The sequence below is a fragment of the Pseudomonas sp. S5F11 genome (assembly GCF_019641515.1).
Taxonomy (GTDB): domain Bacteria; phylum Pseudomonadota; class Gammaproteobacteria; order Pseudomonadales; family Pseudomonadaceae; genus Aquipseudomonas; species Aquipseudomonas rhodesiae.
The window spans coordinates 99,241-114,747 of the sequence record NZ_JAIFJZ010000001.1 but is presented as its reverse complement, the minus strand read 5'-3'; the positions used below and the strand labels follow the sequence as shown (position 1 = coordinate 114,747).

Here is a 15,507-nt window from a genome sequence, read left to right as displayed (position 1 = left end):
GATGTCGAGCTTTAGCGAGGCTTCGAAGGCGGCGGTACTGTTGGCAGGTATGCTGGCTGAGCCACCGCTATCGGGAGCAAGCCCCCTCCCACACTTGATCGTTGTTGACAGGTAGAAAGCAGCCCGGCTGTAGATCTCAAGGATACCGCCAATCCCCTGTGGGAGATGTCGAGCTTTAGCGAGGCTTCGAAGGCGGCGGCACTGTTGGCAGGTATGTTGGCTGAGCCACCGCTATCGGGGGCAAGTCGAATCGTCGCGCCGCCCCTCCCACACGGGATCGGATGAGCCGCTCACTAAAACGGTATGCAAAAAAAGCCCCGAACCAGTCGGGGCGTTTTTTATTCAGCAATCAACGATCAAGCTTGATCAGCCAACCGCCAGGTCGTGCCGCCTTTGCCGTCTTCCAACACCACACCCATCGCGGTCAGTTGGTCACGGATACGGTCGGATTCCGCCCAGTCCTTGTTGGTCCGCGCAGCCAAACGCGCCTGGATCAGCGCATCGACTTCAGCCGCGTCCACACGCCCTTCGGCGCCGGCTTGCAGGAAGTCGTCGGCTTCCATCTGCAGCACGCCCAACACGCTCGCCAGTTCTTTCAAGCGTGCCGCCAGGCCTGCCGCCGCGTCGAGGTCGCTCTCGCGCAGGCGATTGATCTCGCGCACCATTTCGAACAGCACCGCGCAGGCTTCCGGCGTGCCGAAGTCGTCGTTCATGACTTCGGTAAAGCGTGCCACGAAGGCTTCGCCGCCGGCAGGTGCAACGGCGGGCAAGCCCTTCAACGCGTGGTAGAACCGCTCCAGGGCGCCCTTGGCGTCCTTGAGGTTGTCTTCCGAGTAGTTGATGGCGCTGCGGTAGTGGCTGGACACCAGCAGGTAACGCACCACTTCCGGGTGGTACTTTTCCAGCACGTCGCGGATGGTGAAGAAGTTGTTCAAGGACTTGGACATCTTCTCGCCATTGATGCGGATCATGCCGCAGTGCATCCAGGCATTGGCGTAGGTCTTGCCGGTGGCGGCTTCGCTCTGGGCGATTTCGTTTTCGTGGTGCGGGAACTCCAGGTCGCTACCGCCGCCGTGAATGTCGAAGGTCTCGCCCAGGCAGCAGGTGGACATCACCGAGCACTCGATGTGCCAGCCCGGACGGCCTGCGCCCCACGGCGACTCCCAGCTCGGCTCGCCGGGCTTGGTGGCTTTCCACAGCACGAAGTCCAGCGGGTCTTGCTTGGCTTCGTCGACTTCGATGCGCGCGCCGATGCGCAGGTCTTCGATTTTCTTGCGCGACAGCTTGCCGTAGCCCATGAACTTGGCCACGCGGTAGTACACGTCGCCATTGCCCGGCGCGTAGGCGTAACCCTTGTCGATCAGGGCCTGGATCATTGCGTGCATGCCGGCGATGTGGTCGGTGGCGCGCGGTTCCATGTCCGGTTTGAGGATGTTAAGGCGCGCCTCGTCCTCGTGCATCGCGGCGATCATGCGCTCGGTCAACGCGTCGAACGACTCGCCGTTTTCGTTGGCGCGATTGATGATCTTGTCGTCGATGTCGGTGATGTTACGCACGTAGGTCAGGTCATAGCCGCTGAAACGCAGCCAGCGGGTGACCAGGTCGAAGGCCACCATGCTGCGGCCGTGGCCGATGTGGCAGTAGTCGTACACGGTCATGCCGCACACGTACATGCGCACCTTGTTGCCATCGAGCGGCTTGAAGACCTCTTTGGTCTTGCTGAGTGTGTTGTAGATCGTTAGCACAACGGCTTCCTTAGAGAATCACTGGCCCCACGAATCACGCAGGGTCACGGTACGGTTGAATACCGGAGCACCAGGTTTCGAGTCCTTGATATCCGCGCAGAAGTAGCCTTCGCGCTCGAACTGGAAACGGTCTTCCGGCTGTGCGTCACCAAGCGATGGCTCGGCACGACAACCAGTGAGTACTTGCAGGGAGTCAGGGTTGATGTTGTCGAGGAAACTGGCGCTGTCTTCGGCCTTCTCGGGATTCGGCGAGCGGAACAGACGGTCGTACAGACGTACTTCGCACTCGACGCTGGCGGCGGCCGGCACCCAGTGGATCACGCCCTTGACCTTGCGGCCTTCGGGGTTCTTGCCCAGGGTGTCCGGGTCGTACGAGCAACGCAGTTCGACGATGTTGCCGTCGGCGTCCTTGATCGCTTCGTCGGCGCGGATCACGTAGCTGCCGCGCAGGCGCACTTCGCCGTTCGGCTCCAGGCGCTTGTAGCCTTTTGGCGGCTCTTCCATGAAGTCGTCACGGTCGATGTAGATTTCACGGGCGAACGGCAGCTTGCGCACGCCGAGGGCTTCGTTCTGCGGATGACGCGGTAATTCGAGGTGGTCGACCTTATCTTCCGGATAGTTGGTAATCACCACTTTCAGCGGACGCAGTACGCACATGGCGCGCGGCGCGTTGGCGTCGAGGTCCTGGCGGATGCTGAATTCGAGCATGCCGTAGTCCACTACGCCGTCGGAACGGTTGGTGCCGACCATTTCGCAGAAATTACGGATCGAAGCCGGCGTGTAGCCACGGCGGCGGAAGCCCGACAGCGTGGACATGCGCGGGTCGTCCCAGCCATGCACGTGCTTTTCATCCACCAGCTGCTTGAGCTTGCGCTTGCTGGTGATGGTGTAGTTCAGGTTCAGGCGGCTGAACTCGTACTGGCGCGGATGGGCCGGCACCGGCAGGTTGTCCAGGAACCACTCGTACAGCGGACGATGGCTCTCGAACTCAAGGGTGCAGATCGAATGAGTGATGCCTTCGATGGCGTCCGACTGGCCGTGGGTGAAGTCGTAGTTGGGGTAGATGCACCACTTGTCGCCGGTCTGGTGGTGATGGGCGTGGCGGATGCGGTACATGATCGGGTCGCGCAGGTTCATGTTCGGCGAGGCCATGTCGATCTTGGCGCGCAGTACGCGGGCGCCGTCCGGGAACTCACCGGCGCGCATGCGGGCGAACCAGTCCAGGTTCTCTTGCACCGAACGGTCGCGGAACGGGCTGTTCTTGCCCGGTTCGGTCAGCGTGCCACGGTATTCCTTGGCTTGCTCCGGGCTCAGATCGTCGACGTAGGCCTTGCCGGCCTTGATCAACTCCACGGCCCAGTCGTGCAACTGGTCGAAGTACTGCGAGGCATAGCGCACTTCACCGGACCATTCGAAACCCAGCCACTTCACGTCGCTTTCGATGGCGTCGATGTATTCCTGGTCTTCCTTGGCCGGGTTGGTGTCGTCGAAACGCAGGTGCGTGACGCCGCCGAATTCCTGGGCCAGGCCGAAGTTCACACAGATCGACTTGGCGTGACCGATGTGCAGGTAGCCGTTGGGCTCAGGCGGGAAACGGGTGACGATCTGCGTGTGCTTGCCCGAATCCAGGTCCGCCTGGATGATCGGGCGCAGGAAATTGACCGGGACGGCAGGTCCGGCCTTGGAATTCGAGGTAGGGTCGACAGTGGGCTTGCTCATAGGATCCTTGAACAGACAGGTTCGTGGCCGTTTGCGGCCAGATAAAACAAAGGGCTTATCATAGCCGAAGCGGTCAAGCCGCTGACAGAGCGCGGCCAAAAACTGCTGCATTTAATGCACGGGCGGTAAAAAACCACCTCGAAATTCCCGCCGGGCACGCTAAACTGCGCGCCTTGGCCGCCGTTTAGCCAGACAGGTCAGGCGCTCTGCGCGCCCAAACCCACGAATTCCCTGAAAAGAGTAGTGCACATGACTCAAGTCAAATTGACCACCAACCACGGTGACATCGTCATCGAGCTGAACGCCGAGAAAGCGCCGATCACCGTCGCCAACTTCATCGAATACGTTAAAGCCGGCCACTACGAAAACACCGTTTTCCACCGTGTCATCGGCAACTTCATGATCCAGGGCGGCGGTTTCGAGCCAGGCATGAAGGAAAAGAAAGACAAGCGCCCAAGCATCCAGAACGAAGCGGACAACGGCCTCTCCAACGACAAGTACACCGTCGCCATGGCCCGTACCATGGAGCCGCATTCGGCCTCCGCGCAGTTCTTCATCAACGTGGCCGACAACACCTTCCTCAACCACAGCGGCAAGAACGTGCAGGGCTGGGGTTATGCGGTGTTCGGTAAAGTCACCGAAGGCACCGATGTGGTCGACAAGATCAAAGGCGTGTCCACCACCTCTAAGGCTGGCCACCAGGACGTCCCTGCTGAAGACGTGATCGTCGAGAAAGCCGAGATCGTTGGGTGATATTGCTGATTTCAGATTTGCATCTGGAAGAGGAGCGCCCGGACATCACCCGGGCGTTTCTGGATCTGCTCCACGGCCGCGCCCGTGGTGCCCAGGCGTTGTACATTCTGGGGGACTTCTTCGAAGCCTGGATTGGCGACGATGGGATGACCGAATTCCAACGCTCGATTTGCGCGCACCTGCGTGAACTGAGCGACAGCGGCACCGCGATTTTCATCATGCACGGCAACCGCGATTTCCTACTTGGCAAGGCGTTCTGCAAAGCCGCCGGCGCCACCCTGCTTAAAGACCCGAGCGTGGTGCAACTGCACGGTGAGCCCGTGCTGCTGATGCACGGCGACAGCCTGTGCACCCGTGACCTTGGCTATATGAAGCTGCGGCGCATCCTGCGCAACCCCATTGTGCTGTTTATCCTGCGCCATCTGCCCTTGGGCAGCCGCCACAAGCTGGCGCGCAAGCTGCGTAGCGAGAGCCGGGCGCAAACGCGCATGAAGGCCAATGACATTGTGGATGTCACCCCCGAGGAAGTGCCGCGGGTCATGCAGCACTTCGGCGTGCGCACACTCGTGCACGGCCATACCCACCGCCCGGCGATCCACAAGCTGCAGATCGGCGACCAGGCTGCCCGGCGCATTGTGCTCGGGGATTGGGACAAGCAGGGTTGGGCGTTGCAGGTGGATGAGCAAGGCTTTCAGTTGGCGGCGTTTGACTTCGTCAACCCGCAACTCGCATTGCCTGGCGCCTGATCCTCAAACCCACTGATAGAGATCAAAATGTGGGGGGAACCCAAGCCCCCTCCCACAATTGATTGCATTTGAGTCTTTGCCAATCAGTGGCCGGACGCTTCCGGCCCTGCCTTGGCACCAAACGGCGGCTTGGCCAGCCACACCAGCAACATCAACGCCATGAACATCCAGCCCAGCAACGTGAAGTAATCCACGGTGGACATCATGTACGCCTGGCTGGTGAGGATGTGATCCAACTGCGTATAAGCCTTCTGCCCCGCTCCGCCCAGCGCCTGTAGGGCATCGCGGGTGGCCGAGTCATAGGGCGTCATGCTTTCGCTCATGTACGCATGGTGCTGGTCGGCGCGGCGGATCCAGATCCAAGTGGTCAGCGACGCCGCAAAGCTACCACCCAGGGTACGCAGGAACGTGGCGAGCCCGGCACCGTCGGCGATCTGCTGCGGAGGCAGGTCGGACATCAGGATGCTCAGGGTCGGCATAAAGAACAATGCCACGCCGATCCCCATAAACAGTTGCACCAGGGCGATATGGGTAAAGTCCACTTCATTGGTGAAGCCCGCGCGCATAAAGCAGCTCAGGCCAATCGCCAGGAACGCCAGGCCCGCCAGCAGACGCAAGTCGAACTTGTGCGCGTACTTGCCCACGAACGGCGACATCAGCACCGGCAGAATACCGATCGGCGCCACCGCCAGCCCGGCCCAGGTGGCGGTGTAGCCCATCTGGGTCTGCAACCACTGCGGCAGGATCAGGTTGATGCCGAAGAAACCGGCATAGCCGAGGATCAACACGATGGTGCCGATGCGGAAGTTACGGTAAGCGAACAGCCGCAGGTTGACCACCGGATGCTCGTCGGTCATTTCCCAGATCACAAACACCGCCAGGGCAATCGCCGAGATCGCCGCGCCGATAATGATGAAATTGGATTCGAACCAGTCCAGGTCATTGCCCTTGTCGAGGATGATCTGCAACGCGCCAACCCCGACGATCAAGCTGAGCAACCCGACGTAATCCATGGGTTGGTAACTGGTGTGCACCGGGCGTTTCTTCAATTGCGAGCGCACCACCATCACCGCAAAGATGCCGATGGGTACGTTGATAAAGAAGATCCACGGCCAGCTGTAACTGTCAGTGATCCAACCGCCGAGGATCGGCCCGGCAATCGGCGCCACCACCGTGACCATCGCCAGCAGCGCCAGGGCCATGCCGCGTTTGGCCGGCGGGTACACCGCGATCAGCAGCGTCTGGGTCATCGGGTACAACGGCCCGGCCACCAGGCCTTGCAGTACCCGAAACCCGATCAATTCGGGCATCGACGTGGAAATCCCGCAGAGGAACGACGCCAATACAAACAGCATGGTCGCCCACAGGAACAGCTTCACCTCGCCAAAGCGCCGACTCAACCAGCCGGTGAGCGGCAATGCAATTGCGTTGCTCACCGCAAACGAGGTAATCACCCAGGTGCCCTGCTCCGAACTCACGCCCAGGTTGCCGGAGATAGTCGGCAACGCCACGTTGGCGATGGTGGTGTCGAGCACCTGCATAAAGGTCGCCAGCGACAGGCCAATAGTGGCCATCAACAGGCTGGGCGGCGTGAACGAGGCTTCCTTGCTCATCAGCGTTGCGCAGCCTTGGGAGCGGCGACGCTGTTGGCATGGATCAGTTGCGTGATCATGGCATCGGCCTCGGCCAGTTGCTGGTCATACACCGTGGTGGTGAACGACGCCTTCTGCGGCGGTTGTTGCGCCAGCACCGGGCCGCTCTGGTCATGCAGGTCGACGTTGACCACCGTGCTCAAGCCCACGCGTAGCGGGTGCTTGGCCAGTTCTTCGGCGTTGATGTGGATACGCACCGGCACACGCTGCACGATTTTGATCCAGTTACCGGTGGCGTTCTGCGCCGGCAGCAAGGCGAATGCGCTACCGGTTCCGGCGCCGAGGCTGTCGACGGTGCCGCTGTATTTAACGTCGCTGCCGTAGATGTCCGACTCAATGTCCACCGGCTGGCCGATGCGCATATCGCGCAGTTGGGTTTCCTTGAAGTTGGCGTCGATCCACAGCTGGTCCAGTGGGATCACCGCCATCAACGCCGTGCCTGGTTGCACGCGCTGGCCCAATTGCACGCTGCGCTTGGCCACGTAGCCGGTGACCGGCGCGATCAAGGTGCTGCGCGCGTTGGTCAGGTAAGCCTGGCGCAGTTGCGCGGCGGCGGCCTGCACGTCGGGGTGCGAGCTGATCACCGTGTCGTCCACCAGGGCGTTGGTGGTTTTGAGTTGCTGTTCAAGATTGGTCAGGGCGTTCTTGGCTGCGGTCAGGCTGTCACGGGCGTGGGACAGTTCTTCCTGGGAAATCGCCCCGCCCTGGGCCAGGGTCTTACGGCGGTTGTAGTTGTCCTGGGCAGTCTGGACATCGGCTTTCTGCGCATTGACCTGGGCTTTCATGCCGTCAACGTTGCTGTACAAGCCACGTACCTGGCGCACGGTGCGCGCCAAGTTGGCCTGGGCACTTTGCAGGCCGACAGCGGCGTCGTTCGGGTCGAAATTGACCAGCACCTGGCCGGCATGCACCAGGTCGCCATCATCGGCGCCGATGCTAACCACGGTGCCGGTGACCAGCGGGGTGATTTCCACCACGTTGCCATTCACATAGGCATCGTCGGTGCTTTCATTGAAGCGCCCGTACAGTTCGTACCAACCCCACACGCCGACCACGCCCAGGATGACGATCAAGGCGAGGCCGATCAGCATGACTTTGCGCTTGCGCGGGTTGTTGTTGGTGTTCGGTTGCGGTGTGGCGTTGGAGTGTTCGGCAGTGGCCATAACAAATACCTCGAATTATTCCGTGCGGGTGGCAGGGGTGGTCGACGCGACATTACTGGCGCTGTAACCGCCGCCCAGGGCCTGCATCAATTGGATCGACAGGGTGATTTGCCCGGCATTGAGGGTCGCCAGCTGACGCTGGGCCTGCAGCAGTTGCTGCTCGATGCTGAGCACGTCCAGGTAGCTGCCGATGCCGGAGCCGTAACGCTGGACCACCGTGTCGTAGGACTGCTGGGCAATGTCCGTAGCGTGTTGCTGGGCCTGGATCTGCCGGCCGGTGTCGCGCAGTTGCGACAAGGTGTTGCCGATATCACCCAGGGCTTGCACCAGGGTTTTGTTGTATTGCGCCACGGCCAGGTCGTAGTCAGCGTCGCGGGCGTCAAGGTCGGCACGCAGGCGGCCGCCGTCGAAGATCGGCAACGAGACCGTCGGCGCAATATTGAAGAAGCGGCTGGCCGAACCGAACATGGCATCGTCCAGCAACGACTCGGCGCCGGCGCTGGCGCTGAGATTGAGGTTGGGGTAGAAGCGGGTTTTGCTCGCATCGATATTGCGACCCGCCGCCTCCACGCGCCAGCGCGCGGCGATCAGATCGGGGCGCCGGCCCAGCAGCTCGGCGGGCAGCACCGCAGGCACCGCCACAGCGGCGGGCTTGAGCACGGCCGGGCGTGCTAGTTCGCCGCCACGGTCCGGGCCTTTACCGAGCAACACCGCCAGGGCGATCTTGGCGCTCTGCAATTGTTTTTGCGCATCGATCAACTGCGACTCGGAACTCGCCGCCAGGCTTTCGGTTTGCTGGTACTGGTAGTGGCTGTCGATGCCAGAATCCAGGCGACGCTGGCTCAGTTCGAGCATCTGCCGGGTGCGCTTGAGGTCTTCTTCAGCGAGGTCACGCACGATATGGGCCTGGCCCAGATCGCTGTAGGCCTTGGCCACATCGGCGGCCAGGGTCAGGCGCGCGGCCTGTTGATCGACTTGGGCGGCACGCGCCTGGCCCAACGCGGCCTCCCAGGCGGCGCGCTGGCCACCCCAGAGGTCGAAGGTGTAATTGAAGCTGGCGCCGATGTTGCGCACCGTCGAGTAGGCATCGCCCTCCCCGCGCGGGTCCTGGTCCTTGGCCAGGCGCGAACGGCTCACTCCGGCGCTGGCATCCAGGGTCGGCATGCGCGCGGCGTCGGCAGCGTAGGCAGCCGCTTGAGCCTGATGCGCACGGGCGCTGGCTACTTGCATATCCGGGCTGTTTTGCAGGGCTTCGTTGATCAGGCCGTCGAGCTGCGGGTCGCCGAGGCTTTTCCACCAATCGGCGCTCGGCCAGGCAGCACTGGAGAGGGTCACCCCACTCAAGGACTTGCCGGTTTGCAGCGTATTGGCATCAAGGCGCTGGCCCTGGGTGTCGAGGCCGCTGTAGTTGGCGCAGCCGGCCATGCTCATGGCCATGAGCACCAGGCATAGGGCGCGTGTGTTCATGCTTTACCTACCCGCTGCAGGGTGATGGGGTCACCTGCGGCTATCAGAATTTTCTTGAGGATGCGTTCCAGGGTTTCCAGCTCGCCCGGTTCGAGCACACCGGCCAGCTGATTCAGCGCAGCGGCGCCGATGTGCGGCAGCATGTCCGCCAAGCGCTGGCCGTCGGCGGTGAGGACCAGTTGCACCTGGCGCCGGTCCTGTTCGGAGCGCTGCCGGCACAGCAAGCCTTTCTGCTCCAGGCGATCGAGCATGCGCGTCATCGAGCCGCTGTCCAGGGACAGGTTGCGGCACAGCTCCGCGGGGGTGTCGACACCGAACTGGGCCATGATAATCAACACCTTGAACTGCGCGGCGGTGATGCCGTGCGGTTCCATATGGGTGTCGATGATGCGGTCCTTGAGGATCGCGGCGCGGCCCAGCAACAGGCCAAGGTGGCAGTTGTGGAAGTTGTCAGGGGTGAAGTGCGGCATAGAAAGTCACCTTATTACTGCCTAGGCAGTGAATGTGTGACGAGATATTACTGCCTAGGCAGCGAAAGTCAAATGGAATAGTTAGGTTGCTTGGTAGTTTGGCGATGGGTGGGTGAAAGACAGACTTAATGTGGGAGGGGGCTTGCTGTGGTGAGCGGGCTTGCTGTGGCGAGCGGGCTTGCCCCGCGCTGGGCCGCGAAGCGGCCCCATTCCAGGCGATGTGGTTTAACTGATACACCGAGGTGCCTGGGTTTGGGTCTGCTTCGCAGCCCAGCGCGGGGCAAGCCCGCTCACCACAGCAAGCCCGCTCACTACAGAAAAACCGCTCACCACAGCAAGCTCCTTCTTATATTTCTATCCCCGTTGGGTTTAGAAATCGCGCTTGTAGAAGATATCCAGGGAGCTGGCCACGCCGCTGGCCACTTCCAAGTAGACCTTTTTGCTCAGCAGGTAGCGCAAGGCAATGGTGTTGGCCGGTTCGAATACCCCAACCCCATAGCGCAGGCTGAGTTTCTCGGTGATTTTGCCGCTGGCGACCACGGCGGTGTTGTTGCCGCTGCCTTGGGTGTCGAGGTCGAAGTCGCGGATGCCGAGCTTGTTGGCGATGTCCGAGGTCACCCCGGCGCTGCCCATCAGGCCAAGGCCCAGGGCGGCTTGGGCGAGCATATTGTTGTCTTCGCCGGTGGTGCTCAGCGGACGCCCCAGCACCAGATAGGACAGCGCCTGTTCCTGGCTCATGGCCGGTTCCGAGAAGATTTGCGTCGTAGGTTGCTCGGCGCTACCGCTCAGGCGAATACCGGCGGTCACGTCGTCGGTCTTGCGGATCGCCTCGATGTCCAGGTACGGCTGGTCCAGCGGCCCGGCGAACAGTAGGCGTGCACGCCGCACGTCGAGTTTCTGCCCATAGGCGCGGTAGCGGCCGTCGTTGAGCCACAGCTCGCCCCGAGTGTCCAGGTTATCGCCGATATGCACCTGGCCCTGCACCTTGGCGGTCAGACCAAAGCCGGAGAAATTCAGGCGGTCTTCACCCACCACCACGTCGATATCCATGGCCATGGCCATCGGCGGCTTGCCCTCCTCGGTCTGGCTGCCAATGATCACGGTGTCATCCGACACCTTGACCGTCGACGGCGGCAGTTCACGCACGGTGATATCGCCGCGCGGAATCTGCACCTTGCCGGCGATGGCCAGCCGGTCGTTCTTGAGGCTGATCGTCAAGTCGGGCGCTACTTCCAGCTCGGCATAGGGTTCGACGGTGATCGGCAGTTGCGCGCCTTGCAGGTGCAGGTCCACCGCCAGGGCCTGGCCCCAGTCGATCTGCCCCTTGAGGCTGCCCTGCCCGGCTTTACCGCTGCGCCAGCCGCCATTCAACTGCACACTTTCACCGGCAATCAGCGCCTGCACGTTCAGCCCTTCGAGGCTGATGGGCAGTTCGGGCCCGGACACTTCGCCGCCCACCAGGTTGACGCTGCCGTTGACCTGCGGTGCCAGCAGGCCACCGCTGATGCGGCCGTTGCCGTTGAGCTTGCCGCTGAGTTTTTCCACCATTGGCACGAATGGCCGCGCCACGGCCAGATCCAGCCCCATGAGGCTGAACTGGCCGGTGATCGGCTTGTTTTTCGGCAATGGATTGATCTGCGCCTGCAACAGCAACTCACCGAGCTTGCCGCCATGGAAGTTCAGCTGCGTGTCGATGCGCCGGGGGTTGAGGGTGGTTTCCAGCTTGAGGGTGTCGTAGGGAAAGTCCAACCACTGGGCCTTGTCCTTGACGCGCAAGGTGCCACCGCTGGCATCCACCGACACCACCCCTTTGGGGCCACTGGCGGGCAGGTCCAGTTGCAGGTCGGCATTGAGGCGACCCTGCCAGGCGAAATCCTTGGGCAAAAACGCCGCCAGGCTGTCGATGGGGAACTGCTTGAGGTGGTAGCGCAATTTCGGCTCGGGCATCAGCCGCTGATCTTCGCCGCACAGGCTTGATGCTCCGGAGACCCAGCAGTGCGCCGCAAATGTCAGTCGGCCATCGGCCAAGCGTTCGATTTTGGCCGGGGACTGCAGCCGCCAGTCCTGGCCACCGGCCTGCACATCGCCGCTGGCCAGACGCCCGCGCCAGTTGCCCTTGTCGAGAGTGCCGTCCAGGGCCAAAGCCAATTTGACCAGGGGCCCGGCCAGGTCGAGCTGGACCTTTTGCTGGCGGATGTCGCCCTGGGCGCTGGCGGTAAGCGTGCCGACCTGGGTGTCACCGCTCTGGATGCCGCTGCCCTTGAGGTCGATTATCGCGCGCTGGGCGCTATCCAACCTGGCATCGAGGCTGAGGGCTTGCAGGCGGTTGTCGGCGAACGCCAGTTGCTGGCCCTTGAGGCCGAGCTTGCCCTGGGGCGCCTTGAGCGTACCGGCCACGTCGAGCCGGCCGTTGATCTGACCGCGCAACTGCGGCCACAACTGAGCCAGGCGTGCGAGCTTGATATCGATCTGCCCGGCCAGACGCTGTTGAAGGCTGCCGCTGCCCTGGATGCGGTTGTCGCCCAGGCGCAAGTCGAGATTGGCCAGGGTCCACTGCTCGCCGGCGCCATCGGCCTGGGCCGCCAGCACCGCAGTTTGCCCGCGCAGGCGGCCTTTGAGGTCGAGGTCGGCGTTGAGTTTGAGCTGCTCGTTCTTGAATTCGCCCTTGCTGCGTAGCGGGCCGGCCAGGGTGCCGGGCAACTCAGCCACCCAGTACGCCGGGTTCAGCGCCGACAGGTCCAGCGCAGTGTCCCAGGCGATGCCATCGGCGAATTGCAGGTTCAAGTGACCTTCGGCCTTGCCCTGGCCGGCGCTCAGTTTCAGCTCCGGCAGGAACACCTGCGTAAGGTCGCCGCTGAACGGCGTGACCACCGAAAATGGGCCGGCCGGGCCATCGAGGTCGGCCGTGAGGTTGCCGAGGTAATTACCATCTTTATAAGCAACCTCGCCATTGAATGTACGTAACGTCACCTGGGGCTCGTCGATCAGCGGGTACAGGCGATGCCACGGGAAATCCAGCCAGGCGATTTTGGCATCGGCGCTGAAGCCTTGCTGCCAGTCCAGGTTGGCGCTGAGTTTCAGGCTTTGTTTGTCGCCGGCATTTACGTCCAGGCCGGCGATCTGCGCGCCTTTGGCGTCTACTTTGCCTTGCAGCAACAGATCGACCGGGCCTTTTTCCGCCGGCAACACGGCCTTGCCTTGCAGTTGGTAGCCACGGCTCAAGTCGCCCTTGGCGGTAAGGTCCAGTTGATTGAGCTGCAGGGTGTCGGGCAAATCAGCGCTGGGCTTGAAGCCATCGGCGGTGATGTGTAATTGGGCGGGCAGGTTTTCCGCCAGGGGTTGCAGTTCGCCGCTGAGTTTGGCCGGCAGGTAGCCGCTGCTGTCGGCGTCGAGTTTGAGGGTTTTGAGCAGGTCGCCGTCGACCTTCAGCGCCACTGTCCAAGGCGCACCGCCGGGTGCGTAAGGCAGGCTCAGGTTGCCGCTGGCGGTCAACGGCCAATCACCGCTGGGCTGCAACAAGCCGCTCAGGTCCAGTACCAGATCGTCGCGCTGCAGGTGCACGGCGTCGATCTGCATGCCCGCCGCCGTCCAGTGCGCCGCCAGTTGCAGACCCTTGAGTTCCTCGCTGCCGTTGAACAACAGGCGACCGACGCGAACGTCGCCCAATTGCAGGGCTACCGGTAGTTTCAAGTCCGGCAGTTGGATCGGCCCGCTGCTGTCGTCGCCACTGGGGGGAAATTGCAGGCTGACCTGTTCCACCTCCAGTCGGTCGATGCACAAGGTCATGCGCAGCAAGCAAGCCGGCGACCAGGCAAACGTCGGTGCCTGGAGTTCGACGCGGCTGCTGCCCTGCTCCCAGAGCAGATGGTCGGCGCGCCATTGGCCGCCCAAACGGCCCTGGAAATTCTCCACGCTCAACCCCGGCACACGCGCCAGCGCCCAACGGCTGCCGGCCTGGGTGCCGAGTATCGCCCAACCCGTCAGCACTCCTATGGCGAGGACGGCCACCACGGCCAGCCCGGCTATTTTTACCCCACGCATCACAACTCAGGCCCCATGGAAAAGTGCAAACGAACGCCGCCCGGATCTTCCAGGGCATGGGCCAGGTCCAAACGAATCGGCCCGACCGGCGAGACCCAGCGGATGCCGACGCCGACGCCGGTCTTCAGGCTGGGCAGCTCCAGATTGTTGAAGGAGTTGCCCTGGTCGATAAAGGTCGCAATCCGCCATTTTTCGGCGATGGAATATTGATACTCGGCACTCAGCGCCACCATGTAGCGCCCACCGATGCGATCGCCGCGGTCGTTTTCGGGGGACAACGTCTGGTACTCGTAGCCGCGCACGCTTTGGTCGCCACCGGCAAAAAAACGCAGCGACGGCGGCACTGATTTATAGCCATTGGTGGCACTGCCGCCCACTTGGGCACGGGCGAGGAAGCGATGGTTGTCCCACAAGGTGGTCAGGCCTTTGACCATTGCTGTGCCGTACAGCAAATTGGTGTCTGAACCCAGCCCTTCCTTGGCCACCTTGGTGTCCAATTGCAAGCGATAGCCATGGTGGGGGTCGATGCGATTGTCACTGCGCAGGTAGGAATAACTGACGCCCGGCATCAACAGGTTGCTCAAGCCCGAATCGTCACCCAGGCGATACTCTTCGCGCTGCCATTTGAGCGAGATCACCCGCGTCCAGCCGCTGGGCAGTTTGCTGTGCCATTCCGGGCCGAGGGTGAGCAATTTACTCAGGGTGTCGGTGTTGGCGATTTCTTCGTTCTGGTAGCCGCCGGCAAAGCGCAGTTTGTCGGTGAGCGGCGGGTCGAGGGGAATGTCATACCAGAGGCCAACGTTCTGCCGCGGCGCCGACAGTTCGGCTTCCCAGCCATAGCTATGGCCCTGAGGGTTGACCCAATGTCGCGTCCAGTTGGCTTTGCCGCGCGGGCCTACGTCGGTGGAGTAACCCAGGCCCAGGCCCATGGTGCGCGGCTTGCGTGTGTCCAACTGCACGGCTACCGGGATCACATCATTGGTGGAGGCGGCGGGCGCGGCGTCTACGCGCACGCCTTCGAAAAACCCGCTGGCCTGCAAGTTCTGGTTGAGTTCGGCAATAAGTTCGGAGTCGTAAGGGTCGCCGCTTTTGAACGGCACCATGCGGTGCAACAGGTCTTCGTCGAACGGCGTATCGCCGGCGAAACTGACTTTGCCGAGGGTGTAGCGCGGGCCGCTGTCATACACCAGTTCGATATCGGCGACGCCGGCCTGGGGGTCCACCGCGAGTGTCTGCCGGGTAAAGCGCCCGCTGAAAAAGCCGTAGCGCGAAGCCTGGTTCTGGATCAGTCGCTTGGCGTCTTCGTAATGACCGTGGTTGAGAATGGCGCCGGATTTAAGGTCGTCGCTGGCGGGTACGCGAAACGCTTTGAGGTTCGCCGCCGGGCCGTCGACCCGAATGGTCACATCACGCAAGTGCACCGGTTCGCCGGGGTCGACGTTGAGGATCAGGCGCGGGTTCTTGCCCCCCTGCACGTCGCTATCGATGCGCGGTTGATAAAAGCCCAGCGCCTGAGCGGCTTTGCGCGCCTGCTCCTCGGCACCACGGCTGAACCGCAGCAGGGCCTCTTCATCACGATCGCCCACGCCGCCGATGTAGCCTTCAATATTGGCTTTCAACGCGTCGTTGGCGGGTTTGATGCGCACGTCCAATTCGCTTTGCGCCAGCGCGCCGCAGCTTGTAAACAGCAGAATCAAGCTGCTGGTGAATCTTCCTGGAAACTTCATAGGCGCGGATGCTACACGAGCGGG

General features: G+C 62.2%; 10 protein-coding genes. 2 read left to right on the top strand and 8 right to left on the bottom strand.

Translation table 11 applies throughout. The features are described 5' to 3' along the window. Positions 1–356: 356 nt before the first annotated feature. Together cysS and K1567_RS00470 are read right to left on the bottom strand one after the other, a co-directional pair. Complete coding sequence (cysS, locus tag K1567_RS00475; protein WP_034098771.1) at positions 357–1,745, bottom strand: cysteine--tRNA ligase; 1,389 nt, start codon at positions 1,743–1,745, stop codon at positions 357–359. 18 nt (positions 1,746–1,763) lie between these two features. Continuing rightward, positions 1,764–3,464: a glutamine--tRNA ligase/YqeY domain fusion protein gene (locus K1567_RS00470; protein ID WP_034098773.1), complete on the bottom strand. Its 1,701-nt coding sequence runs from the start codon at positions 3,462–3,464 to the stop codon at positions 1,764–1,766. Between the two features lie 249 nt (positions 3,465–3,713). On the opposite strand from K1567_RS00470, the gene K1567_RS00465 reads away from it, so the two are divergent. Continuing rightward, positions 3,714–4,217 (top strand): peptidylprolyl isomerase, encoded by a 504-nt coding sequence (locus tag K1567_RS00465; RefSeq protein ID WP_034098775.1) that lies wholly within the window; start codon positions 3,714–3,716, stop codon positions 4,215–4,217. Then, positions 4,214–4,963 (top strand): UDP-2,3-diacylglucosamine diphosphatase, encoded by a 750-nt coding sequence (gene lpxH, locus K1567_RS00460; RefSeq protein ID WP_034138614.1) that lies wholly within the window; start codon positions 4,214–4,216, stop codon positions 4,961–4,963. The genes K1567_RS00465 and lpxH overlap by 4 nt, the downstream gene beginning before the upstream one ends. 83 nt (positions 4,964–5,046) lie before the next feature. Here lpxH and K1567_RS00455 read toward each other — a convergent pair whose 3' ends face one another. The 6 genes from K1567_RS00455 to K1567_RS00430 all read right to left on the bottom strand — a co-directional run bounded on the left by K1567_RS00455 (position 5,047) and on the right by K1567_RS00430 (position 15,483). Further along, positions 5,047–6,576 (bottom strand): DHA2 family efflux MFS transporter permease subunit, encoded by a 1,530-nt coding sequence (locus K1567_RS00455; RefSeq protein ID WP_034098778.1) that lies wholly within the window; start codon positions 6,574–6,576, stop codon positions 5,047–5,049. Further along, complete coding sequence (locus K1567_RS00450) at positions 6,576–7,778, bottom strand: efflux RND transporter periplasmic adaptor subunit (RefSeq protein ID WP_034098786.1); 1,203 nt, start codon at positions 7,776–7,778, stop codon at positions 6,576–6,578. Before K1567_RS00450 ends, K1567_RS00455 begins: the two co-directional genes overlap by 1 nt. A gap of 15 nt (positions 7,779–7,793) precedes the next feature. Beyond that, on the bottom strand, positions 7,794–9,245 hold the full coding sequence (locus K1567_RS00445; RefSeq protein WP_220698001.1) for an efflux transporter outer membrane subunit: 1,452 nt from the start codon (positions 9,243–9,245) through the stop codon (positions 7,794–7,796). Then, the gene (locus tag K1567_RS00440) at positions 9,242–9,715 is read right to left on the bottom strand and encodes a MarR family winged helix-turn-helix transcriptional regulator (RefSeq protein WP_034098790.1); all 474 of its coding nucleotides are present in this window, start codon (positions 9,713–9,715) and stop codon (positions 9,242–9,244) included. The genes K1567_RS00445 and K1567_RS00440 overlap by 4 nt, the downstream gene beginning before the upstream one ends. A 369-nt stretch (positions 9,716–10,084) precedes the next feature. Beyond that, positions 10,085–13,756, bottom strand: coding sequence for a translocation/assembly module TamB domain-containing protein (locus K1567_RS00435; RefSeq protein WP_220698000.1), 3,672 nt, complete (start codon positions 13,754–13,756; stop codon positions 10,085–10,087). Beyond that, positions 13,756–15,483 (bottom strand): autotransporter assembly complex family protein, encoded by a 1,728-nt coding sequence (locus K1567_RS00430; protein ID WP_034098793.1) that lies wholly within the window; start codon positions 15,481–15,483, stop codon positions 13,756–13,758. Before K1567_RS00430 ends, K1567_RS00435 begins: the two co-directional genes overlap by 1 nt. Positions 15,484–15,507 lie beyond the last annotated feature (24 nt).

Bases quoted from the DNA above. Each gene is read 5' to 3' on its own strand.
- K1567_RS00435 (WP_220698000.1), bottom strand. From the start codon at position 13,756: ATGCGTGGGGTAAAAATAGCCGGGCTGGCCGTGGTGGCCGTCCTCGCC.
- K1567_RS00470 (WP_034098773.1), bottom strand. From the start codon at position 3,464: ATGAGCAAGCCCACTGTCGACCCTACCTCGAATTCCAAGGCCGGACCT.
- K1567_RS00465 (WP_034098775.1), top strand. From the start codon at position 3,714: ATGACTCAAGTCAAATTGACCACCAACCACGGTGACATCGTCATCGAG.
- K1567_RS00450 (WP_034098786.1), bottom strand. From the start codon at position 7,778: ATGGCCACTGCCGAACACTCCAACGCCACACCGCAACCGAACACCAAC.
- K1567_RS00445 (WP_220698001.1), bottom strand. From the start codon at position 9,245: ATGAACACACGCGCCCTATGCCTGGTGCTCATGGCCATGAGCATGGCC.
- K1567_RS00455 (WP_034098778.1), bottom strand. From the start codon at position 6,576: ATGAGCAAGGAAGCCTCGTTCACGCCGCCCAGCCTGTTGATGGCCACT.
- K1567_RS00440 (WP_034098790.1), bottom strand. From the start codon at position 9,715: ATGCCGCACTTCACCCCTGACAACTTCCACAACTGCCACCTTGGCCTG.
- K1567_RS00430 (WP_034098793.1), bottom strand. From the start codon at position 15,483: ATGAAGTTTCCAGGAAGATTCACCAGCAGCTTGATTCTGCTGTTTACA.